The 21,552-nt window shown below is 47.7% G+C and carries 22 protein-coding genes; 10 read left to right on the top strand and 12 right to left on the bottom strand.

Annotated features, from left to right (window positions below):
• Positions 1-49: 49 nt before the first annotated feature.
• Entirely contained in the window at positions 50-235 is a 186-nt protein-coding gene (locus N836_RS61680) for a hypothetical protein (protein WP_023074818.1), read from the bottom strand.
• Between the two features lie 216 nt (positions 236-451).
• Between N836_RS61680 and N836_RS61675 the strand changes: the two genes are divergently transcribed.
• On the top strand, positions 452-994 hold the full coding sequence (locus tag N836_RS61675) for an SRPBCC family protein (RefSeq protein WP_031293563.1): 543 nt from the start codon (positions 452-454) through the stop codon (positions 992-994).
• A gap of 7 nt (positions 995-1,001) precedes the next feature.
• Here the strand turns inward: N836_RS61675 and N836_RS61670 are convergent, their stop codons facing one another.
• Entirely contained in the window at positions 1,002-1,187 is a 186-nt protein-coding gene (locus N836_RS61670; RefSeq protein WP_023074816.1) for a hypothetical protein, read from the bottom strand.
• Positions 1,188-1,419: 232 nt separating this feature from the next.
• Here N836_RS61670 and N836_RS61665 point away from each other — a divergent pair, with 232 nt between their 5' ends.
• Positions 1,420-2,085: a class I SAM-dependent methyltransferase gene (locus tag N836_RS61665; RefSeq protein ID WP_023074815.1), complete on the top strand. Its 666-nt coding sequence runs from the start codon at positions 1,420-1,422 to the stop codon at positions 2,083-2,085.
• Between the two features lie 290 nt (positions 2,086-2,375).
• On the opposite strand, the gene N836_RS61660 is transcribed toward N836_RS61665, so the two are convergent.
• Together N836_RS61660 and N836_RS61655 are read right to left on the bottom strand one after the other, a co-directional pair.
• Positions 2,376-3,710 carry a leucine-rich repeat-containing protein kinase family protein gene (locus N836_RS61660; RefSeq protein ID WP_023074814.1) on the bottom strand — a complete coding sequence of 445 codons (1,335 nt, stop codon included), beginning with the start codon at positions 3,708-3,710 and terminating at the stop codon, positions 2,376-2,378.
• Between the two features lie 308 nt (positions 3,711-4,018).
• A complete protein-coding gene (locus tag N836_RS61655) occupies positions 4,019-5,464 on the bottom strand; it encodes an FAD-binding domain-containing protein (RefSeq protein ID WP_023074812.1) in 1,446 nt (481 codons plus the stop codon).
• 149 nt (positions 5,465-5,613) lie between these two features.
• Between N836_RS61655 and N836_RS61650 the strand changes: the two genes are divergently transcribed.
• The 3 genes from N836_RS61650 (at position 5,614) to N836_RS76055 (ending at position 8,954) form a co-directional block, all read left to right on the top strand.
• Entirely contained in the window at positions 5,614-7,683 is a 2,070-nt protein-coding gene (locus N836_RS61650) for a S9 family peptidase (protein WP_023074811.1), read from the top strand.
• A gap of 195 nt (positions 7,684-7,878) precedes the next feature.
• Positions 7,879-8,064: a DUF4278 domain-containing protein gene (locus tag N836_RS74830; protein ID WP_071789083.1), complete on the top strand. Its 186-nt coding sequence runs from the start codon at positions 7,879-7,881 to the stop codon at positions 8,062-8,064.
• Positions 8,065-8,483: 419 nt separating this feature from the next.
• On the top strand, positions 8,484-8,954 hold the full coding sequence (locus N836_RS76055; protein WP_152532230.1) for a hypothetical protein: 471 nt from the start codon (positions 8,484-8,486) through the stop codon (positions 8,952-8,954).
• Between the two features lie 131 nt (positions 8,955-9,085).
• Here N836_RS76055 and N836_RS61640 read toward each other — a convergent pair whose 3' ends face one another.
• The 3 genes from N836_RS61640 to trxA all read right to left on the bottom strand — a co-directional run bounded on the left by N836_RS61640 (position 9,086) and on the right by trxA (position 10,677).
• Complete coding sequence (locus tag N836_RS61640; protein WP_031293559.1) at positions 9,086-9,637, bottom strand: NUDIX hydrolase; 552 nt, start codon at positions 9,635-9,637, stop codon at positions 9,086-9,088.
• A gap of 160 nt (positions 9,638-9,797) precedes the next feature.
• Positions 9,798-10,280 carry a 2-amino-4-hydroxy-6-hydroxymethyldihydropteridine diphosphokinase gene (folK, locus tag N836_RS61635; RefSeq protein WP_023074806.1) on the bottom strand — a complete coding sequence of 161 codons (483 nt, stop codon included), beginning with the start codon at positions 10,278-10,280 and terminating at the stop codon, positions 9,798-9,800.
• Between the two features lie 79 nt (positions 10,281-10,359).
• Positions 10,360-10,677: a thioredoxin gene (gene trxA / locus N836_RS61630; protein WP_023074805.1), complete on the bottom strand. Its 318-nt coding sequence runs from the start codon at positions 10,675-10,677 to the stop codon at positions 10,360-10,362.
• Between the two features lie 223 nt (positions 10,678-10,900).
• Here trxA and fabG point away from each other — a divergent pair, with 223 nt between their 5' ends.
• Entirely contained in the window at positions 10,901-11,647 is a 747-nt protein-coding gene (gene fabG / locus N836_RS61625; RefSeq protein WP_031293558.1) for a 3-oxoacyl-[acyl-carrier-protein] reductase, read from the top strand.
• A 55-nt stretch (positions 11,648-11,702) separates the two neighbouring features.
• Here the strand turns inward: fabG and N836_RS61620 are convergent, their stop codons facing one another.
• Complete coding sequence (locus tag N836_RS61620; protein ID WP_023074803.1) at positions 11,703-12,866, bottom strand: site-specific integrase; 1,164 nt, start codon at positions 12,864-12,866, stop codon at positions 11,703-11,705.
• A 114-nt stretch (positions 12,867-12,980) separates the two neighbouring features.
• Between N836_RS61620 and hemH the strand changes: the two genes are divergently transcribed.
• Complete coding sequence (hemH, locus tag N836_RS61615) at positions 12,981-14,144, top strand: ferrochelatase (RefSeq protein ID WP_023074802.1); 1,164 nt, start codon at positions 12,981-12,983, stop codon at positions 14,142-14,144.
• Positions 14,145-14,199: 55 nt separating this feature from the next.
• On the opposite strand, the gene N836_RS61610 is transcribed toward hemH, so the two are convergent.
• Positions 14,200-14,754: a DUF4126 domain-containing protein gene (locus N836_RS61610; protein ID WP_023074801.1), complete on the bottom strand. Its 555-nt coding sequence runs from the start codon at positions 14,752-14,754 to the stop codon at positions 14,200-14,202.
• Between the two features lie 192 nt (positions 14,755-14,946).
• Between N836_RS61610 and N836_RS61605 the strand changes: the two genes are divergently transcribed.
• Entirely contained in the window at positions 14,947-15,549 is a 603-nt protein-coding gene (locus N836_RS61605; protein WP_023074800.1) for a rhomboid family intramembrane serine protease, read from the top strand.
• Here the strand turns inward: N836_RS61605 and hrcA are convergent.
• The 3 genes from hrcA to N836_RS61590 form a co-directional block, all read right to left on the bottom strand.
• Positions 15,507-16,595 carry a heat-inducible transcriptional repressor HrcA gene (hrcA, locus tag N836_RS61600; RefSeq protein WP_023074799.1) on the bottom strand — a complete coding sequence of 363 codons (1,089 nt, stop codon included), beginning with the start codon at positions 16,593-16,595 and terminating at the stop codon, positions 15,507-15,509. The genes N836_RS61605 and hrcA overlap by 43 nt on opposite strands.
• 260 nt (positions 16,596-16,855) lie before the next feature.
• Positions 16,856-17,335, bottom strand: a complete 480-nt coding sequence (locus tag N836_RS61595) for a 2Fe-2S iron-sulfur cluster-binding protein (protein ID WP_023074798.1) — start codon at positions 17,333-17,335, stop codon at positions 16,856-16,858.
• Between the two features lie 5 nt (positions 17,336-17,340).
• The gene (locus N836_RS61590; RefSeq protein ID WP_023074797.1) at positions 17,341-18,078 is read right to left on the bottom strand and encodes a hypothetical protein; all 738 of its coding nucleotides are present in this window, start codon (positions 18,076-18,078) and stop codon (positions 17,341-17,343) included.
• Between the two features lie 276 nt (positions 18,079-18,354).
• Between N836_RS61590 and N836_RS61585 the strand changes: the two genes are divergently transcribed.
• Both N836_RS61585 and N836_RS73675 read left to right on the top strand, forming a co-directional pair.
• On the top strand, positions 18,355-19,410 hold the full coding sequence (locus tag N836_RS61585; protein ID WP_023074796.1) for a LysR family transcriptional regulator: 1,056 nt from the start codon (positions 18,355-18,357) through the stop codon (positions 19,408-19,410).
• 79 nt (positions 19,411-19,489) lie between these two features.
• Positions 19,490-21,496, top strand: a complete 2,007-nt coding sequence (locus tag N836_RS73675; RefSeq protein ID WP_023074795.1) for a protein kinase domain-containing protein — start codon at positions 19,490-19,492, stop codon at positions 21,494-21,496.
• Positions 21,497-21,552: the final 56 nt, after the last annotated feature.

Genomic DNA, 21,552 nt, shown 5'->3' with positions numbered 1-21,552 from the left:
AACATCTGGTTTAGAAAAAATTTACGTTTATCTAGCAATATGCACTATCCTATCGGGTGGACTGCAAGCTGCTAAAGAGCGCGATCGCAAAACACGTCAGAATCAATAACCAAATGATAATTCCTGGCAAAAATGACAACAGTCCAATACCCCGCAAAAGCCAGACAATGGCTGTCATAGCAATCGTTGCTAACAACAGCTGAGTAATTGGACGCAAACGAAAACGGTTAGCCATCGATCAGGTATGTATATACTCTCGGGGGGAACAACAAGGTTCACTAAGGTTTTACGCAAAAATGTGTCTGCTTGACACTAGTCTTATGTCGTCTAGTTAATAATGGCAACGAATCAGTAAAAACTGGCAATTTACACTTAGCCAACTAATGGTTGGGGGATTTTCAGTTAAACGACCAATTTATTAAGTACATATAGAGTTTTCCTTATTTATCCTATGGTTTCGATGACACAACAAGCGGCATTGCTGCGCGGCGACATCTTAATTGCAACCGATACTAACCATACTGGTAAAGGGGCCGCTGTTACTGCTCAAATGTATGTGCCGCTGGTGCGATCGCAACTCTGGGAACAACTCACCGACTATAGCCGTTGGGTTCACTACTTTCCTGACATTACCCAGAGCCGTGAGTTAGAAGCTTCCGTAAAACAGCACGTTAGACAGCAGTCTCAGCGCATTACTCGCAAGCTATATCAAGCCGCTCGCAAGGCATTCATCCTTTTCACTGCCCAGGTAGAAATTTATCTTCACGTTGTTGAACACTTACACCAAAGCATTCAGTTTCGGCTAGAGCGTGGCACCTTTGCAGATTTTGCCGCCGACCTAGTCCTTGAAGATTTTGGTGAAGGCACACTATTAACCTATTCCGTCAAAGCCACACCCATGATTCCAGCCCCCAAATTTTTGCTGGAACAAGCCATGCGGATCGACTTACCAGGCAATCTGAAAACCATGCGACGGGTCTTGTGTCAGTCCTAAAAGTGGCCTAATTTCTCTCCACAAATAGCCTGCCTGCAGCTAGAGCTGCACTGCTGGTAGCGTATACATACCCATCACTCAGAACATCCAGGTCACGGTTGATTACCCAGCAGCGATAGCCATCATCCTGCTGACTAATTTCAATAATCCACCCTACCCGAGCAGATACCTGCACCACCTGGGTCGCATCCATCAGGTGTTCCTCACGCACTCTACCTTTCAGGGTAGCAAACAGTTAAACCAGACTGACATTAGTATTACAAGAGACATCTATAGAGTTTTAGGGTTTTGGGTTATCAGGGGCTTTACCCAACTGACTAAGCAGTTTTAATGTTGAGTTGTTTACCTTAAAATTCCCTGGGTAAGTAATGTTCATTAATACTATGAACTCAAAGCTCAAAACCTAAAACTCAAAACCCTCTCCGATGTCCACCCAAATCCTCAGTCTCACCGAAAGTCTTTACAGCTATCTACTCTCAGTTGGCGTTCGCGATAGTGAGATTCTGCAACAACTACGAGAAGAAAATGCGCAGCATCCTAGATCTGTGATGCAAATTGCCCCAGAACAAGGCCAATTTATGGGTCTACTGGTGCAGCTCTTGGGAGTAAAAAAAGCCTTGGAAGTGGGTGTCTTCACCGGCTATAGCTCACTAATCGTAGCGATGGCATTACCTGATGATGGTCAATTAATTGCCTGCGACATCAGTGATGAGTACACCACGATGGCTCGCAAATATTGGGAAAAAGCTGGAGTCGCCCACAAAATAGACTTGCGAATTGCGCCAGCCCTGGACACTCTCGATCAGTTAATCGCTGAAGGCCATGGCAACAGTTTTGACTTTGCATTTATTGATGCAGATAAAAGTAACTATGACAACTATTATGAGCGGGCACTGCAACTGGTAAAACCCGGTGGCTTGATTGCTGTCGATAATGTATTGTGGTCGGGGCGTGTAGCTGCCCCAACAGAGAAACAGGACAATCGCACAAAACGGATTCATGCCCTCAATCAGAAAATCCATAGCGATGAGCGCGTATCTATGAGTTTAGTCCCCATTGCCGATGGGTTAATGCTTGCTATGAAGCGATAATGACAGGTATCAGGTGAAGGGATGGTTAGTGGGTATCTGGCTGACATAGACCAGCTGAACCATTTGGGTATTGCCTGCACAGGAAGATGACCCGTTGCAGTAGGCAATGTGGATTTAATGATTGAGACAGTGCTTAAGTGCTTTGAGTTAGTGGTGAGATTTATTCCCAAGCCCACCTACAGGCTGTTTTGCAATAATCAACAATAGAATCGCTAAACACTGACTGAGGCTTTTTTCGCTAACAAAACTCAAGCACGTCTCAATCATAAATCCAACAGAGAACAACAACTTTAAACAAGCGTTGCCGCCTCTGCCAATACTTGATTAATTCTACTGAAGGATGGTCGTTCGCTGGATACTGTAGACATACAGCACTGTTGCAACTGGCGTAGACACTGAAATATTTTTATCTCATTCTCTTCATTCTCAGAAATATGACGCTCCAACAGATCTTCTAGTAAACAACCATAGGCTCTGGCCTCAAAGCTTTCCAAGGCCTTTGCTGTGGTCTGCTCGCTTGGATCATAAAAGGATGCTGCACCAAAATCTCCTAAAATAGCCTTTCCTTGGCTATTTACTAGAATATTATGGGCATAAAGGTCACCGTGAATAATACCTCGGCTGTGAAGATGGGCCACAACGGCAGCAATTCCCTGGGCAATCTTGAGAATGACTGGTAGCGTAAATGACGTGTCTTCTTTGTAAGTATCTCGGGTACAAGTCTCCAGGCTAGGCGGTTCACCCAGGTTACTATAGTCAGAGGTGATAAAAGAGAATACCAGAGCCGCTTTACCCTCAATCGGTCGACTTGGTTTACCTAACATATTCATCAAGTTGGGGTGCTTTCCCGCCGCCATACAAGCCTGCATTTCATCCAACGGCGACCCGTCGCTGGTAATCTCACCTTTGAAAAGTTTAACAGCTACATCTTGAACCGAAGAGGCATCAGTTTGCCAAAACCCCTTATAAATTATGCCAGAAGCTCCCTGGCCCAAAACCTCCGCCAGTTGTAACTCGGCTGGATCAATGGCGGCTAGCGAGGTATCTATTGGGGATGCTGTTGGTTGGCAACAAGGGTTACCCGCATAGGCTAACCAGGTTAAGCGGGGTAGGTTAAACAGCCAAGCAGGTAGCGTTTGTAACTGATTAGCGGCTAACCGAATTAACTCCAATTTTTTGCAGTTGGCTAACTCGTCTGGCAAAGACTGCAGCTGGTTTCCGGCCAGCATGCACTTTTGCAACTGGCTTAGTTTCCCAATGCTGCTCGGGAGCGTTGTCAGTTGATTATTGGTCAGAATCAGCCAGCGAATATTGGGGGATAGGGCATCTTCACTAATAGATTTAAGTTTATTACCCTTAAAGCTAATCATTGACAGGTTGGGGCAGGCTGCCAACACTTCGGGAAATTCTTCAAACTGGTTGTTGTTGAAAAACGCGACTCTGAGTTTCTTGAGTTGGGAAAATTCCTGAGGTAAACTGCTGAGACAATTATTGGACAGATCTAAAATCTCCAGTGAGTCTGCCAGATCTAAAATTTCTAGGGGAAACTCAGTTAAATTTTGTGATAGCTTGAGGCGGGGTTCTGCAGGGGCGTAGTCCAGGGTTAAACGGCTTAGAGGTTGCATATAGTTAGATAGTTTAGATTTCTAGGCACACTAAAAACCCTTACAAGCCTAGAACTAAGTAAACAGGTAAGGACTCTTAGTTATGTCCTGCTCATGCAAGCCACGGTTCCGCCCAAATTCAAAATGGGTCAGGCACTGTCCAAAGTGATGACATTAGCAGTCGGTTTATTACCGCTACCCAAACCGTTGCTGATTTAGAGAATAAATCTGTATATTGCGATCGCTATTCGCCTGAGTCTCACAGCTTGATTCATACCGAAGCTCAGCAATGCCCTCCTCCAAATTAAATCTGCCTGATGTCTCAAGCTCTACTCTAACTTGGCTTTTTGTGCTTTATAGCGTTCTTTAAAAATGGCCTGTTGTTTCTTGTGATCAACGATGGGAGCGACATAGTCAGTGCCCTCTAAATCCAGCGGCGAGAGTTTGCCGCTAACTAATGCCCCCGTATCTACATGGCGAACTTCAGGCAGCCACTGGCGAACATATTCCGCATCGGCATCAAATTTTTTAGCCTGGCTGGCTGGGTTAAAAATCCTTAAGGGCTTGGGGTCCATACCGCTAGAAGCACTCCACTGCCAGCCGCCGTTATTGGCACTGAGATCGCCATCTATTAGCTTTTGCATAAAGTATTTTTCACCCCAACGCCAGTCAATGATTAAATCCTTGGTTAGAAAGCTAGCCACGATCATTCGACAGCGGTTGTGCATCCAACCTGTTTCATTCAGCTGACGCATAGCGGCATCTACGATTGGGTAACCGGTGCGCCCCTCACACCAAGCCACAAATTTATCTTCGTTATTATCCCAGGGAAAGTCTTTCCAGGCTTCACGATAAGGCCCCTCCGCCAGTTTCGGGAAAAAGTACATCACATGTTGATAAAACTCTCGCCAGGCCAGCTCCTGCATCCAGGTTTGGACATTGCTATGAGTTTCGTCACTACGACAGCAACTGTAGGCTGCGTCGGCAGCTGCCCATACGGTACGAATGCCAATTGCGCCAAACTTTAATGCGGCACTAAGCATGGATGTGCCAGTAACTGAGGGAAAGTTGCGTTGTTCATCGTATGCGGCAATTGCCCTATCCTCTCTACAAAACTCGGTCAACAGTTCCTGCGCTGCAGCTTCTCCAGGCTCTACAGGCAACGGCTGGTCCCAATTAAAGCCTAAATCTTTGGCTGCAGGTAGCTCAATAATGCCAGCGTCCTTAGCCTGCGACGTTTCAGTGGGACTAAGTCCGGTTAGATTAGCTAACCTGGCAGCGGGCTCTGCTTTTGCCTGTTGATACCAGTTACGCCAAAAAGGTGTGTATACCTTGTAAGGTTCGCCAGAGCCAGTCTGTATTTCGCCAGGGGCATGGAGTAACTGGTCCCAGGTTTTAGTTCGTATTTCAATGCCCTTTTCCTTCAGCGCAGCGGCTACCGCATTATCCCGCTGACGGGAATAGGGTTCTACATCACGGTTCCAGTAGACAGCGATCGCATCTAAAGCAGCAGCAATCTTAGGAATTTCTTCGACAGGTTTACCTTGCAAGATAAGTAAATCGCTACCTGCTTTTGTGTAACGGGTTTGCAGCTCTCGCAAACAGCCAATCATGTAGGTTACCCTAGCGGGTGCCACATCATCTGCTTCTAGGATGTCTGGATCTAAGCAAAAAACACCGACGACCTTAGCGCTACGTTCGCGGGCAGCAGCGAGACCCAAATTATCACTGGTGCGCAGATCGCGACGATGCCAAAACAGGATTAGATCAGTCATTAGCTTAAGCAAAAGCAGGGTCTGATTAGTATAGTTTTTTTTGAATCAAGCAGGTCTGTATAAAAAGTTGTGGGTTTTGAGCTATCAAGAATGGTCACCAACGCGCTGGCTCAGTATTCTAGAAAGACATACACCGAGGAGCTAAGATTTTGACTACGTCTGGAGCACCTATCGCCAAAAAACAGCCGAAAACCCTTGAAAAACATGGAGATATTCGGATTGATGACTATTATTGGCTGCGCGATCGCAACTCCCCAGAAACCCTAGCGTACCTCAACGCCGAAAACGAATACACCAAAGCCCAAACAGCCCATATCAAGGACTTTCAGAAAGCCCTATATGAGGAAATGCTAGGGCGCATCCAGGAAACTGACCTGTCCGTGCCCACTAAAGACGGCGATTACTACTACTACAGCCGCACCGAAGAAGGCAAAGCCTATCGCATTTTATGCCGCAAACAAAACAGTCTAGATACTCCTGAAGAAATCTTACTCGATGAAAATGAACTAGCAAAAGGCCATGAATTCTTTGCCTTAGGTGATTACGAAACCAGTCTCGATCATCGACTACTGGCCTACGCAATAGACACGAACGGTTCAGAGCGCTGCACTCTAGTATTCAAGGACTTGACCACCGGTAAGCTTTATCCAGAAGAAATCGAAAACATCAGCGAAGTCGTTTGGGCCAACGACAACCAAACTGTATTTTACACCCGGCTAGATGACACCCATCGTCCTTATCAGGTATGGAAACATCGTTTGGGTGCAGATCCCGACACCGATCAGCTAATCTATGAAGAAAATGATGAAGCGTTTTATCTCTCCGTAGGCGGCACCCGTAGCGATGCCTACTTGATTATTTCAATCAACAGTAAAATCACCTCTGAAATCCGAATTTTGGATGCCAATAATCCAGATGGAGAGTTCCAGGTCGTCTGCCCACGTCAGCATGGAGTGGAGTATGCCATCTCTCATCATCCTGGCAACGAGAAAGATCCCAATCGGTTTTACATTGTCACTAACGAAGACGCCATTAACTCTAAGCTAATGGTGACCCCCGTGGAGGCTCTGAGCAAAGAGAACTGGCAAACAGCTATCCCCCATCGCCCAGATGTACAACTGACCGGCATCAGCGTGTTTATCGATCATCTAGTTATCTATGAACGCCAAGGGGGGCTCCCTACCATTCGCATCCAGAAACTCTCCACAGGAGAAGAAACGAATCTGGAGTTTCCAGAACCGACCTACTCAGTCTGGTCCGGTGCTATGCCTGAGTTTGACAACAAAGTTCTACGTTTTACCTACACATCACTCATCACCCCGTCGTCGGTGTTTGACTATGACATGAACACCCAAGAGCGAGAACTTAAAAAAGAAACTCCGGTACTAGGCGGCTATGACCGTAGCCTGTACCAAAGTGAATGGCTGATGGCTAGAGCCCCAGATGGCACTGACATTCCCATCTCACTGGTATACAAAAAAGGAATTCAGCATACTGGCAACAATCCTCTTCTGCTTTATGGCTATGGCTCCTACAGTGCGTCATCGTCTGCCTATTTTTCCTCAATTCGGCTATCCTTGCTAGACCGAGGAGTAGTCTATGCCATTGCCCATATTCGCGGGGGGGGTGAAATGGGTCGCCCGTGGTATGAAGACGGTAAGTTTCTCCACAAGAAAAATACCTTTACAGATTTTATTGCCTGTGCGGAATACCTGATCAAGAACAAATGGACCAGCCCCAACAAACTAGCCATTTATGGCGGTAGTGCAGGCGGTTTACTAATGGGGGCTGTGCTGAACATGCGGCCCGAGTTATTTAAGGTGGCCCTTGCAGCCGTCCCCTTTGTCGATGTTGTAACCACCATTTTGGACACCAGCCTCCCGCTGTCTGTCATGGAATGGGACGAATGGGGCAACCCTAACCAAAAAGAGTACTACGACTACATGAAGTCTTACTCTCCCTACGACAATGTCACCGCTCAAACCTATCCTGACCTGTTGATCACTGGCGGACTCAATGACCCACGAGTCTCTTACTGGGAACCCGCTAAGTGGACCGCCAAACTGCGAGGTTTAAAAACCGACCAAAATACACTCCTCCTCAAAACCAACATGGATGCCGGCCATGGCGGGGCCTCCGGACGCTATGGCTGGCTCGAAGAAACGGCTTTTGAATATGCCTTTATGCTAGACAGCTTGGGAATAACAATTAGCGGATAAAGCTCTCGCCAAATAATTAAGCAAATATTAAATTAGACTTTAAGTTTAAGCTTTGCTAACTTAGCTGCGCCACACCCAAATCAAATATAAACTGTAGTCAATTACACAGTTTTGGTGTTTTTGACAGAATCCTTTAGTAACTTCTCCATCATTAAAGGGGTCTGTTCTGGCATCTACACATCTGGAGGAATCGAGATGAAATTATCATTTCTTGGCGCTAGCTACGAAGCACACTTCGAAAACGTTCAAGTTACTGATACAGAGAAGATTGGTACCTATCGTGGTGCTCCTCTCAAGCGCAGGGCTTTTAAGGTTCCCAGTCATCCCCATCAGCGTGTACAGCTTACCTATCGTGGCGTAAAGTACAACCATGACGTCTAACGTAATTGTTTTTAGACGGATACAAGTTGGAATGCCATAACCAATCGTGGCAAATGTCTCGGTTGTGATGAGCTTAGCTAGTGATAGGCAGTCACAAACAGGCTATTGCCTCTAACTCTTTTCTCTCAGTAGAAACAAATATTGTTCATTGACAAACCTCTTTCTTGATGTGGACCAAGAAAGAGGTTTTTTTCTTCTAGAGCTTTTGATGAGACATCAGCCACTGCAACCCCACCTTGCGAATCAAAATCGCCAAAAGTGTTCATAATAGTAGGCAAGGATATTTATGCTTTTTTCAGCATGTCATCACGCTCATCTCATTTGAGCGTCACATCTTAGTACATATCAAGGTTCATTCTGAGCATCTACCAAGGGTGCATCTCCCCCATACACCAATCCTCTCAAGAGCCGGAGGCCCTATGAAATTTTACTGGCTACCGCTGCTAATTTTTGGCACTCACCTCAGTGCATTGAATTCTAACGCTTTGGCCTTCGAACCTAAGACTGTTAACCAGATCCAGACAGAGGTTAGCGCTCCGGTGACTTCTAGCTTAGATGAGCTGTCACCCCGAAAAGACTGGGAGGGTCCGTGGGTAGAACCGGACAATATAAGCATCGCTTCAGACAAGGGGTTTCACAGAAGACGATCTGGTAATGGTCGATTTCGTCCAGGTAGATTTCGAGGGGATATCTTTTTCCGCAATGGCAGCGTTCACCGCACTCGATTCAGACAGGGTGAATTTCGTCGTGATGGCATTTTCTTCCGATCCGGTAGCCTACGAGATAATAATTTCCCCAACGTCAGATTTCGGCATGATGGCTTCCGACGTCATAATTTCCGCCATGATAGATTCCGAGACGACAGATTTTATCGCATCAGAATTCATTAATCCCTTGGCAATCGAACGACTATAGTCGCATTTAGCCCAATCGTCTGGGAAACAGTGACACAAAGCCTACCAGCCTTGATTCAAACAGAAGTCCTACGTTTTTTTTTAACGTAGGACCTATACCTTCATCTTTACTGGTTCAAAAATGGTTTAGCCATAAAGTATCCAGCGATTGATTTTGCATCGACTCCTTCACCACTAATAACAGCTTTTTCAAACTCTTCTGGTGTCATTAAAACAACTTCAATATCTTCATCATCATCTTGTTTTGGGGGGATTTCAAGTTTCTCTAACTCTGTAGCTAAAAATGCATAAATATACTCGTCAGAATAGCCAGGTGCTAATGGAAACTTACCTAAATTTGTCCATTCTTTCGCACTATAACCAGTCTCTTCTTCAATCTCTCGCTGAATTGTCGTAAAGGCATCTTCAGTGGTTTCAATAGTGCCTGCCGGGAACTCTAAAAGTCTTCCCTGGACGGCAAAGCGATATTGTCTCACCAGGACAAGTTTTCCTTCAGGAGTAATGGGGATAGCCATCGCTCCACCCGGATGACGAATACATTCCCAGTCGCCTTCAACCTTGTTAGGTAAACGCAGACGATTGACTTCAAAGTCAAACTTACGTCCGGCATAATACAGACACTTCTTGAGCAGCTGAGGCGGTTCTAGACCAAGAGACATAGTGTAAATGCTGTGAGGTAACGGGATTAGAGTACACCATGAGCCGCTGGCTAACTCCATGGACAACTCTGAGCGTTAGGCTTACCCATGCCTGCAGGGCTATACGACTTCGCTCAGCCCTCATTGAATTAGATGGCTGAGCAAGGTCGAAGCCCAGCCTCTAAGCCACCAAGGGGTAAACCCCAGCCGTATCTAGCTGCCCCAGCAATTCTGCTACCGTCTGCAGCTGCAGTGGATGTTGCCAATCCGCTGCAATCTCAGCCAGCGGCACTAGCACAAAGGCTCGCTCATGCATCCTGGGATGAGGCAACGTCAACCTGGGCGTATCGATTACTTGGTCACCATAGAGCAATAGGTCCAAATCTAAAGTACGCGGTCCCCAACGCTCGCGGCGGATACGGCCAAAGCTAGCCTCGATAGCTAACAGCACTTGCAGCACTTGCTCAGGAGGTAAAGCGGTATGAAACACCGCACTTGCATTAATGTAGTCGGGCTGAGGGGGACCCACTGGAGCGGTTTTGTAGAGTTGAGATCGCACCCTCAAACGCATGCCGTCTCGATCAAGTCGTGCCAACGCCGCTTCAATCGTTTGCTCCGAATCTCCCAGGTTACTACCCAGGGCAATGGCACAATCCGTTTCCATACCGTTCTAATGAGTCATCACAAACCCAGGTAAGCCTGAGGACTCTCAATCATAGCCGACGGGGGAGCAGCAGCCCTATCTACAAATTTGGCTGCAGCCGATCCACCAGCTGAGGAGCCGTCATCGCACCTTCAATCCGGTCAATCTCCTGACCGTCCTTAAACAGCACCATCGTAGGCAGTGCATGGATCTGATGCTTGGATGCCAGTGTGTTGTAGCGATCTGTGTCAATTTTCACAATTTGCAGCTTGTCCTGCAGTTCGTCCTTAACCTTCTTGAGTTCGCCCGCCATCAGCTGACAAGGACCACACCAGGTAGCGTAAAAATCTACCAGCGTAGGCTTATCAGCCCCAGCTAACATATCCTCAAAGCTAGAAAATTGTTGTTTAGTAGCCATTGTCCTAAATCCAGGATGAGTTCAGCTTTTATGCTAAGCGAGCCCCATCAAAATGGTAGGAATTTAAGGGAATTCTTGGCATTTTTGTAAGGATTTATAAGGTGATGGGACTTTAAAGCTAGTTACTCAGGCTGACATGGGCAATGTCCAATACCCACCCAGATTGATCCCCAACCCCCAAAAATAATAGAGTGATCGAGCCGTTAACCATTTCCCCCTCATCATGACTGGAGCAATGCAAGATCAGGTCGCTATCATCACTGGTTCATCCCGTGGCATTGGCAAAGCAGCAGCCCTTGCCCTCGCCGCAGAAGGAGCTAGTGTTGTGATCAACTATGCACGCTCTAGTACGGCTGCTGATGAAGTCGTTGCTGAAATCACCGAGGTGGGGGGTAGCGCCATTGCACTTCAAGCAGATGTCTCTAAGGAAGATCAAGTTGATGCACTGATCAAGGGCACAATGGAAAAATTTGGCCGGATTGATGTACTAGTCAATAATGCCGGCATTACCCGTGACACCCTGCTGCTGAGAATGAAGCCCGACGCCTGGCAGGCAGTGATCGATCTAAACCTCACTGGGGTATTTCTCTGCACTCGCGCTGTGGCCAAAATCATGCTCAAACAGCGCTCCGGACGCATCATCAATATTTCGTCGGTGGCAGGACTGATGGGAAATCCGGGTCAGGCTAACTACAGCGCCGCTAAAGCGGGCGTTATCGGCTTTACCAAAACCGTGGCCAAAGAAATGGCCGCCCGTGGTGTCACCGTTAACGCCGTTGCCCCTGGTTTTATTGAAACGGACATGACCAGTGAACTGTCCAACACCGAGGAAATTTTGAAATTTATTCCACTAGGTCGCTATGGTCAGGCCAGTGAAGTTGCAGGGCTGATTCGATTCCTGGCTGCAGACCCAGCCGCTGCTTACATTACTGGGCAAGTGATGAATGTGGATGGCGGCATGGTGATGTAATGTCCCATACAATTGTTGGGGCGTTGCATGCAACGCCCCAACAATTACGACACCCCTACATAGGTGCTTTTATTTGATTTTTTGCTAACGCTGTCTGCACCGCAGCCTGCTGATCTCGATGGGTCATCCAACGGTGATAGGTCCGATTGTGGACCTGCACCGAGTGGCCCATCATTCTGGCGGCGACGGCATCGGGGAGTCTCATAAGTATGGTGCGTATAGCCCAGGCATGGCGAAGGTCGTAGGGTGAAAATGGAATTTTGTAGCGGCGAAATTGGGTGGTTACTTGCTGACCAACCCGCTGCAGTGTGGTGGTATTGAGATCGGTATTGATTTTGGGGAGTTCACCATTACCAAGGTTAAAACGGTCTACCCATTCGGGATAAAACGGCCAAACTTCGTGGCGACCGGTTTTAGTTGTTTCGCGAACAATGATTTCGGCATTGGGGGTGCGATCACAAAAAAACACCTCATGGTTACGTAACCCATAGGTAGCCATCATGCCGTAGACATACTGCCAACGGGGATTTTTTATACTGTCGTAGACTTCAACAATTTGCTCGTCAGACGGCAGGTCTCGCAGCTGGGTTTGACTATTGCCATAGTTACCCCAAAAGGATTTCAGCTCCGTAGGCAGCTCTAAATTGAGAAACTCAGCTAAGGCCGCTAGAGCAGTACAGCAGATTTGGCGACTACGGGAATTGGCTTTGGTGCTTTGTACGGTTGTGTAAATAGCCTCCGGCAAACTCAGTTCACTGTGACGTGTCGCCGTCATATGCAATTTACGCAGGTAGGGAATATAGGCTTTCTCCCAGGTAGTTTGGAGAGAAGCCGCAGACGATTCTGAACGACGCGTTTCAAAAAAATGACGTTCAAATGCATCAATCTGCGCTGATAAATCAGCACCTGCCATTCGCAGTCCGGCAACAGGCCCCAGGTAGTCACGCCAGTCAAAATTGGCTTGTAATAGTTGAGCAGCAATAATTTTAGCCATCTGCTCACACTGCTTGAGTCCCGCCTTAGTAGCTGGCAGTTTTAGCGGAACCCGCTGTTGATAGGAGCGTAGCCGGGCACTACCAGGACGAGGCGGGAGCGTACCGCGTAGATTGAGCCGCTCACCCCGTCGTTCAATCTGTAAGCCTAACTTTGCTGCCTTTAACCGCTGATTAACTTGGGTTAACGCTTTATCTAACGAATGTGATCCAGATACCTCAGCCATACTAAATGAAAAATATTCTCAACTTCTGCAAATCAGATATGTCTATGGAGGAGTTAGTTGTTACGATAAGTCAAAGATGATTAAAACTTCGTTCATAAAGGTAAGCGCGCTGTCATGGGTCGTACTGGAGTCTTATTGCTTAATCTTGGGGGTCCTGAACAGCTAGAGGATGTACGTCCTTTTCTGTTCAACCTGTTTGCTGACCCAGAGATTATCCGACTCCCGTTTCCCTGGTTGCAAAAGCCCCTAGCCTGGTTAATTTCCACTAGTCGGGCTAGCAAATCCCAGGATAATTATAAGGAGATTGGCGGCGGTTCACCGCTGCGACGCATTACTGAGGAGCAAGGGGACGCTCTCAAGGAATATCTGCAAAAACTGGGTCGCGATGTCAAAATTTACATTGGCATGCGCTACTGGTATCCCTTTACGGAAGAGGCGGTTGCTCAGATCAAGCAGGATGGCATTGAGGATCTAGTGATTTTGCCCCTGTACCCTCAGTTTTCCATTAGCACCAGTGGTTCTAGTTTTCGTCTGCTAGAAAAGCTTTGGCAAGATGATCCGTCACTGCAAAAGGTTAACTACACGCTAATTCCCTCCTGGTACAACAGTCCTGGTTATGTCCGTGCCATGGCTGATCTGATTACTCAGGAGCTAGACAAATTACCTAATCCTGACAACGGTCATATCTTCTTTAGTGCCCACGGTGTCCCCGTCAGCTACGTCGAGGAAGCAGGGGACCCTTATCAGCGTGAGATGGAGCACTGCGTTGATCTGATTATGAAGGCGGTTGGCCGCCCCAATATTTTTACTCTGGCCTATCAGAGCCGCGTCGGTCCAGTAGAGTGGCTACAGCCCTACACTGAAGATGCCATTGAAGACTTGGCCGAGAAAGGGGTTGAAGACCTTGTGGTTGTCCCCATTAGCTTTGTCTCTGAACACATTGAAACTCTGCAGGAAATCGATATTGAGTATCGTGAACTGGCTGAGGAAGCTGGAATTAAAGGCTTCCATCGGGTGCCTGCCCTGAATACCTACCCTGTGTTTATCGAAGACATGGGCAACATGGTGGTGAAGGCATTGGAGTCTCCCCGTAAGCTGTTCTCTGATGCTGCCCAGCTGCAGAAGCAGGTACGGATTTACCCCCAAGACAAGTCTGCGTGGGGTCTCACACCTTTTGCCGAAGTTTGGAATGGACGTCTGGCTATGGTGGGCTTTCTGGCATTGCTGTTAGAAATGGTCAGCGGTCATGGACCATTGCACATAGCTGGTCTGATGTAGTTTACAAACGCCGTAGAGTGAAGGTTGGCCACCCTACCTAATAATTAATTGAATTTCATCGTTTCTGTTGCCATTCTCGCCATATGGCTGAGCTACGAATTGCGAGCCAGAGCAAAAATAGGGCAATTAATCCGCCTTGCTCTGGTGCATCAAAGGCAAAGAATACTAGGCAAACACACAGGGCGTCTTCCAAAAAGATCACCCATATAGGGGGGCTGTTGAAACGATATAGCCATCCCACTTGCACCATTTGAATCACCAAGGCCAAAACACCGCCAGTCGAAGCCAGCAGTACCAGAATGAGGCTTTCACTGATGTCGGCTAGACGTGCGATCGCAACTCCAGCAATCGTACCGACAAAAGGGCTAATAAAAAGCTCTGCACTTTGCAAAAAGCGACGACTAACACGATCCTTTGAAATCGTCAGCTCCAGCAGCGACCAAATGACTAAAACCGTAATCACTAAAACCTGAGGAATATCCGCCAAAATAGGTACCGCTGACCACAGCTGATCACCCGAAAATAGGCCAATTAGTAGCAGTGGTAGAGCTAACCGGAGACCGGTAGCTGCCGAAATCGCAAGCACTGCAAGCAGTTCTGAAATGATCACGTTGTTATGTCAATGAGGTGAAGGGGAACCAAACGTGAGATAAGTGGTAGGAATGCAATCTGGTAGGGATGCAATCTTAAAGGACGAGAACAGGCAACTTCATGATAGTTGGCTTAACCTATAGCTAGCAGCTTATATACGCCTATAGACGTATAGGCTGCCCACATCTTAAGCCCATGCCATCTCACACATATGTCATCTGAGCGTCCTTTATTGTCAGAGCTAAAATCTGCAACGACAGCCCGATTTCAGCTATTGGGTATCGTTTTGGTTACCCTATGGCTTATTGAAATTATAGATTTTTTGGTGTTCGGGGGTCGCCTCGATCGATACGGTATTCGTCCCCGTTCCCTAGGTGGTCTGTGGGGAATTCTTTTAGCCCCATTGCTTCACGGTGGATTTAATCATTTGATAGCCAATACCATCCCCATGCTGACCCTGAGCTGGTGGGTGATGCTGCGTTCTATTGGCACATGGATAATGGCTACGGTAATGATTACTCTTCTCAGCGGAGCCGCCACCTGGTTAGTGGGTCGGGGAGGCTCGGTTCATATTGGAGCCAGCGGTCTGATATTTGGTTATTTGGGATTTTTGTTAGGTCGTGGCTATTATGAGCGGACCATGGGTGCGATCGCAATATCCCTTTTTATCCTGGTCACCTATGGCGCTATGTTTTGGGGAATTTTGCCGACACAACCCGGCATTTCCTGGGAAAGCCACCTGTTCGGACTGATCAGTGGCATTATCGCCGCCTATTGGCTCACATCCAAGCCCGACATGATTTCCGATAAATAGCTGGACGTCGCTTCAACCGCTGCGATCGTATTTTCATAGAGCATGCGTGTCGGTCCCATCACCCCCACACTGCCAAGGGGACGGGAGTCACGGTTGTAAGCAGCTGAAATCAGTGCACAGCCCTGCATCGGCTCTAGCGGATTTTCCTCTCCGATCCAAATTTTCAGTGGATGGCTATCATCTGCACACATCAGAGGCCACAGCTGTTCTCGACCATCAGCCAACAAAGCAACCAAATTACGCAGCTGGCTTTGCTCCGAAAACTCTGGTTGATTTAACACATCCGCTACACCCGTTACCAAGATATGGGTCTGGGGCTGACGCTTACGCTGGCTCAAATCATCAATAGCCTGACAGAGCGCCACCACATGATGCTCTGCGGTATCAACTTCATCCCAGTCCAAACTAGAGATTTCAGATAGCTGACGACCGCGCAGCTGCGCGGTCAAAAAATTAGACAAAATTTGTAGCTCGCGATCAAGAGCCTCATTATCCTGAGCAATCCCCACCCCTGTAGTCCCTCTAGGCAAACGCACAACCATGGACTCGGTGCCATAGCTATCAAGCACCACGACCAATAGCACTTGCTCAGCCGAAATGGGTACCAGCTGTAAATGCTTAACCACCATGTTCTCCAACTTGGGCATCGTTACCAATGCCACATAGCCACTGAGGTGGGCCAATATCTGTGCCGCCTCCTGGAGCAAAGCTTCAATACTCCAACCCTGCCAGTCAAGCTGTTGAGCCAGAAGTCGATCAATACGCTGCGCCGTTGGTCTAGAAGGCTTAATTAACTCATCCACATAAAGACGATAGCCAGAATCAGAAGGCACCCGTCCCGCTGATGTATGGGGCTGATATAAAAAACCAGAACGTTCCAGCGCCCCCATCACATTCCGAACCGTTGCCGCACTAACCTTGAGGCCATAGGCTTCCAGCAACGCTTTTGACCCTACAGGCTCCGCTGTCGAGACATAATGACGTACGGTTGCACGCATCACCTGTTGTTGACGGGGGTTAAGCTTCTTAGACTTATCAACAGCCATCAATATTCAAAGCAAGCAGCCATACTAAACGTTAATTAGCCCTGGAGAGCCTTGGTTGAATACATACTAAAGGTTCATGCTTAACCAGAAAGCTCAATAGGATACTAAATCTCTTAATAAAAATATTAGAGTGTATTCTCAGAAAAGACCTTGAAGACTTCAAGTGTAAAGAGATTGTTACAGCTTTGCCTTCTGATCATTAACTAGGGTAGCCGAGGCCACTGCATGGATCAGTGACACTGAGCTAGAGCATCGTCTTTCTAGGTACTGTGTTTGAAATAGGCGTTTAAGTTAAGGTCCTTACTATCTTCAATTTGACGCAGCATCGACCGGGTAATCAGCTTTCCTTGCTCCACAAGCACCGCACCGGTTAAAGGATGCAATAGGTCCTGCACTGCCCGCCGACCGATGAGAGACTCAACATCTTTGATGGAATTAACATACATGCCTGGTGGCAGCTCCACCACCACACCATTGCCCTTCACCCTGGCCTGACAGGCAAGTCGAGAGTTAGCGCGACAGGATGTAATAATCGCCAGAGTGCGCTGCTCTCGTCGGCTAATGGGCGTCAGTTCCCCCATACCGTCATTGACATAGATATGACAGGTGGCACACATACCGCGCCCGCCACATTCCTTTAAGACGGTCAATTCCTGATGCAGCAAAACCGACAATAGATTGCCATTGGTTTCAACGGCACTTTCCTGGGCAATCGGTTCTAAGCGAACTGTTTTCACCATAAATGCTACCCTCCAAACAACAACTGCCAATGCTGTGCTGGCAGTGTTTGCTCAACCAATACGTCGTAGTCGCGAATAATCCGGGTACATCGCTGATGAAACTGTTGAGTCCACAGGCGAATGGCTGCCAGCTGTTCTGGTGATAGCTGTTGGTCCATATCAATGACACTAATAGTGCCGTCTACAGAGATGCGAAATTTCTTTAGCCAGCGAGTGTCCTGTGATTGATGAGTCCGCCAATGATTAGCTACCAGCTGTGGTCCTAAGTATCGGCTCGTGACATGGCTAAGACTATTCATAGCAGCGACAACATCGGCTAGACTGGCGGTCTGCATGGAAGTAGAAAATGTCGAGGCACGCACCACATCCTCAACACCAATAGACCGTATGCTTTCTACTAGAGCTGAGTAATCAGCTTTAATAAACTGCATCAACTCACTGACCGACTTGGAATATTGACTGGAAAGGAGGCCTTCACTAAAAACCAGTAACACTGCCCCGCTTTCTACCTTATGCAGTTCCACCTGATAGGAACCAAATTGAAACATGCAAAATTCAAGCGATGTGGGCGTTGTTTTGATAATTTGCTGAATTCCTTGCAACAATAGCGGCTGCTGATCCGGGCCATTCCCCTGGGGAAATCCAACGCTGTAGGCATGACCAGATGGATCATTCAAGGGCATCAAACTAAATCCAATAATACCGGGCAGGTTTAGAAAGTTTTGAATTAATTGACACTGCATATCAGCAAGATTAGGTGCAGATGGAATATGAATAAAGGCAATCAGTAAACAGAGAAGCTTTAAAACATTTCCTCACAAACAAATACTTTAGTTAACGTTTTGAGTTATTCTCCCCTCATGAGGAATGAATGATCTACGTATCCTGTAGACTCTAGTGTGCTAAGCAGCCATCTCTGTTGCTTTATCTGTTAAATATTACGAAGTACTGCTGCCATCCACTTCTAATGATCGTGCCACGGATTTTCTTGAAGTACCGGCGTTGACACCTTAACCGTTATGTCTGACCTCCCGTTTACGTTAGATCAACTGCGCATTCTTAAGGCGATTGCGGCAGAAGGCAGTTTTAAGCGAGCTGCCGATAGTCTCTACGTATCTCAACCTGCGGTGAGTCTACAGGTACAAAATTTAGAGCGCCAGTTGGATGTACCGCTATTTGATCGCGGTGGACGGCGGGCGCAGCTAACAGAAGCTGGCTATTTGCTGCTGGAATATGGCGATCGCATCCTCAGCCTCTGCCAAGAAACCTGTCGCGCCATTGAGGATCTGCAAAAGCTACAGGGCGGAACCTTGATCGTAGGAGCCAGCCAGACCACAGGTACCTATCTGCTACCCAGGATGATCGGGTTATTTCGTCAGCGATATCCCGATGTTGCGGTGCAGCTCCATGTCCACTCGACCCGTCGGACATCCTGGAGCGTGGGCAATGGCCAGATCGATTTAGCCATCATTGGGGGTGAAGTTCCCCCAGAACTTCAGGATTCTTTGGAAATCATTCCCTACGCGGAAGATGAACTGGCTTTGATTATGCCGGTATTTCACCCGTTGGCCAGCAGCCAGGCAATTCAGCGCGAAGATCTCTACAAACTTAAATTTATTTCCCTGGACTCCCAATCCACCATTCGTAAGGTGATTGATCAGGTTTTAACGCGCTGTGGCATTGAAACGCGCCGTTTGCGTGTCGAGATGGAACTCAATTCGATCGAAGCTATCAAAAACGCAGTTCAGTCTGGTTTGGGAGTGGCTTTTGTCTCAATCTCAGCTATTGAGAAAGAGTTGCAAATGGGAGTATTACACCGGGCCAAAATCGATTCAGTTGTGGTCAAACGCACCCTATCGGTCATTTTTAATCCCAATCGCTATCGTTCAACGGCAGCTGGAGCATTTACTAAGGAAATTTTGCCCCAGTTTACGAATCGAGAGATTGATTTTGACCATCGGCCCGATCGCAAAAAGAATGGCGGCAATCAGACATCGCCCCTTAAATCCAGCGGCAACGGCAAACCCATAGACGAAAAGCAAGCTGAACAAGCTCCCATAGAAGAGAATAGTTAAGCTATGGGTAGGATGTTCTTGGGCATTGCCAATTTATTTTTAGGCGTACCAATTTAATGCGTCGTCACGTTGTTGCTCCATGCAATTACACTGCACCCGGCCTGGATGTTCTCGGCCAGTTAATTTTCATCCTGATCTAAAGGATTCGATTCAAACAGCTTCCCAGCTGTTTTGTACTAACTGTGGCATGCCGCTGATTTTGAGGGGGCGCTATTTGCCGCAGCGGCTTCTGGGGCAGGGAGGATTTGGGACAGCCTATTATGCGTGCGATCGCGACACCCCTACTCTACGTCCCTGCGTCGTCAAACTCTTTCAACCCTCAGCCCAACTCAACCAGCAGCAACTACAGATCGCCCAAAAACTCTTTGCACGTGAGGCCGAAGTCTTAGAACGCCTGGGCAATCAACATCCGCAAATTCCCGATCTCTATGCCTATTTCCCCATCGTTGTGAAATCCCCCTCATCGGGCAACGACGAAGAATACTTTTACCTGGTTCAAGAGTTTATCGATGGGGAAGACCTTGAGCAAATTTTAGAGCGACGAGGCTCTCTACCGGAGGGAGCTGTCAAGGCAACGTTAATCTCTACCCTCAAGGTCTTAGAATTTGTCCACAGTAACGGCGCTATTCACCGCGATATTAAGCCCTCCAATATCATGAAAACGGTTGATAATCAGCTGTATCTGTTGGACTTTGGCGCAGTTAAACAGGTCACTGGAGCCACATCATCAACCCGCTCGACCGGCATCTATACCACGGGCTATGCACCGCCAGAACAGGTTACCGGTGGTCAAGTATTTCCAGCTTCCGACCTCTATTCACTGGCCGTCACCTGCATTGTTTTATTGACCGGAAAAGAAACAGCAGAACTGTTTGACAGCTACAGTAACCAATGGCTCTGGCAAAAGCATGTCACGCTCAAGGATAAAAACCTGGCCCTCGTCCTCGACAAGTTACTGAGCACCAGTCCCAAAGATCGATACAGCAGAGCGCAAGAAGCCCTAACGGTCTTAATCCCTAAAACTCCTCAACCCAAACCGCCATCCCCACCACCTGCAACCACCATTCCGCCCACACCTATATCAAACGCGGCAACGTTGCCACCAGCCAAACCAAGAGCACTACGTCCCCAGTGGATGTTGGGCATTGCCCTACTAGTGGTTCTAACAACTGGAGGAGGCTGGTGGATTAGACAAAAAAGACTACTCGACACTTCTCAGCTATCAGCCATTTCATCAGCCGCAAAGTTTACAGATATTGATGTTCCCACCGGACAATTCACCTACGGTGGCAGTACCACCTGGGCATCGATTCGAGGCGCAATCGACCCGAAGATCGAGCAAGCGTTACCAGGATTACAACTGCTCTACAAAGAGCCAGTCAATCAAGCCCCAGGGTCATCTATCGGCATTCAAATGCTCATTGATGGCGAACTCGATTTTGCTCAAACATCTCGCCCCCTGACTCAAGCCGAAAAGCAACAAGCCCGGCAACAGGGCATCACATTACAAGAAATTCCTGTAGCAATTGAAGGGGTAGCTGTCGTTCTCCATACAGAGCTACCACTGACCAATTTAAGTCAGACCAACCTCCGAGATATCTACATCGGACGTGTCAATAATTGGCAACAGCTAGACGGTCCAGACCTGCCGATCATGCCGATTTCCCGCGATGATACAGGCGGCACCGTCATGTTTTTTCGCCAAAGCGTACTCGACGGAGAAGCTCTGGCCCCAAATATTCAACGGAGTAACAGCACAACCGAAGCACTCCGTCTTACCGCTGATACACCCGGCGCTGTTTATTTTGCATCAGCACCAGAAGTTATTGGTCAATGTACAGTCAAACCAATTTCTATCGATCAGCAACCTTCCTATCAGCCACCCTATATTGACCTGGGCAATTGCCCCAATCAGCGCAACCAACCAAACCTACAAGGATTTGCCTCAGGGGATTATCCTTTAACGCGCCAAATTTATATAGTCGCCAATACCGCCGCCCCAATTGGTCGACTCTATGCAGAGCTGCTTTTATCTGCAGAAGGACAGACAGCCTTAAATGAAATAGGATTTGCCCAGCTACGCTAGCTTGAGCCCAGCCGAACAAACCCTAAATTTTTAATTAAACCAAAGAAAGAAAGGAG

It is taken from the genome of Leptolyngbya sp. Heron Island J (assembly GCF_000482245.1).
Lineage (GTDB): Bacteria > Cyanobacteriota > Cyanobacteriia > Phormidesmidales > Phormidesmidaceae > Leptothoe.
This window is presented reverse-complemented; position numbering and strand designations above follow the sequence as displayed.

Coding starts and splice junctions, on each gene's coding strand:
- N836_RS61605 (WP_023074800.1), top strand. CDS start 14,947: ATGTCATCTGAGCGTCCTTTATTGTCAGAGCTAAAATCTGCAACGACA.
- N836_RS61595 (WP_023074798.1), bottom strand. CDS start 17,335: ATGGTGAAAACAGTTCGCTTAGAACCGATTGCCCAGGAAAGTGCCGTT.
- N836_RS61655 (WP_023074812.1), bottom strand. CDS start 5,464: ATGACTGATCTAATCCTGTTTTGGCATCGTCGCGATCTGCGCACCAGT.
- hemH (WP_023074802.1), top strand. CDS start 12,981: ATGGGTCGTACTGGAGTCTTATTGCTTAATCTTGGGGGTCCTGAACAG.
- N836_RS61640 (WP_031293559.1), bottom strand. CDS start 9,637: ATGTCTCTTGGTCTAGAACCGCCTCAGCTGCTCAAGAAGTGTCTGTAT.
- N836_RS61675 (WP_031293563.1), top strand. CDS start 452: ATGGTTTCGATGACACAACAAGCGGCATTGCTGCGCGGCGACATCTTA.
- N836_RS61670 (WP_023074816.1), bottom strand. CDS start 1,187: ATGGATGCGACCCAGGTGGTGCAGGTATCTGCTCGGGTAGGGTGGATT.
- N836_RS74830 (WP_071789083.1), top strand. CDS start 7,879: ATGAAATTATCATTTCTTGGCGCTAGCTACGAAGCACACTTCGAAAAC.
- N836_RS76055 (WP_152532230.1), top strand. CDS start 8,484: ATGAAATTTTACTGGCTACCGCTGCTAATTTTTGGCACTCACCTCAGT.
- N836_RS61680 (WP_023074818.1), bottom strand. CDS start 235: ATGGCTAACCGTTTTCGTTTGCGTCCAATTACTCAGCTGTTGTTAGCA.
- fabG (WP_031293558.1), top strand. CDS start 10,901: ATGACTGGAGCAATGCAAGATCAGGTCGCTATCATCACTGGTTCATCC.
- hrcA (WP_023074799.1), bottom strand. CDS start 16,595: ATGGCTGTTGATAAGTCTAAGAAGCTTAACCCCCGTCAACAACAGGTG.
- trxA (WP_023074805.1), bottom strand. CDS start 10,677: ATGGCTACTAAACAACAATTTTCTAGCTTTGAGGATATGTTAGCTGGG.
- folK (WP_023074806.1), bottom strand. CDS start 10,280: ATGGAAACGGATTGTGCCATTGCCCTGGGTAGTAACCTGGGAGATTCG.
- N836_RS61665 (WP_023074815.1), top strand. CDS start 1,420: ATGTCCACCCAAATCCTCAGTCTCACCGAAAGTCTTTACAGCTATCTA.
- N836_RS61620 (WP_023074803.1), bottom strand. CDS start 12,866: ATGGCTGAGGTATCTGGATCACATTCGTTAGATAAAGCGTTAACCCAA.
- N836_RS73675 (WP_023074795.1), top strand. CDS start 19,490: ATGCAATTACACTGCACCCGGCCTGGATGTTCTCGGCCAGTTAATTTT.
- N836_RS61585 (WP_023074796.1), top strand. CDS start 18,355: ATGTCTGACCTCCCGTTTACGTTAGATCAACTGCGCATTCTTAAGGCG.
- N836_RS61660 (WP_023074814.1), bottom strand. CDS start 3,710: ATGCAACCTCTAAGCCGTTTAACCCTGGACTACGCCCCTGCAGAACCC.
- N836_RS61590 (WP_023074797.1), bottom strand. CDS start 18,078: ATGCAGTGTCAATTAATTCAAAACTTTCTAAACCTGCCCGGTATTATT.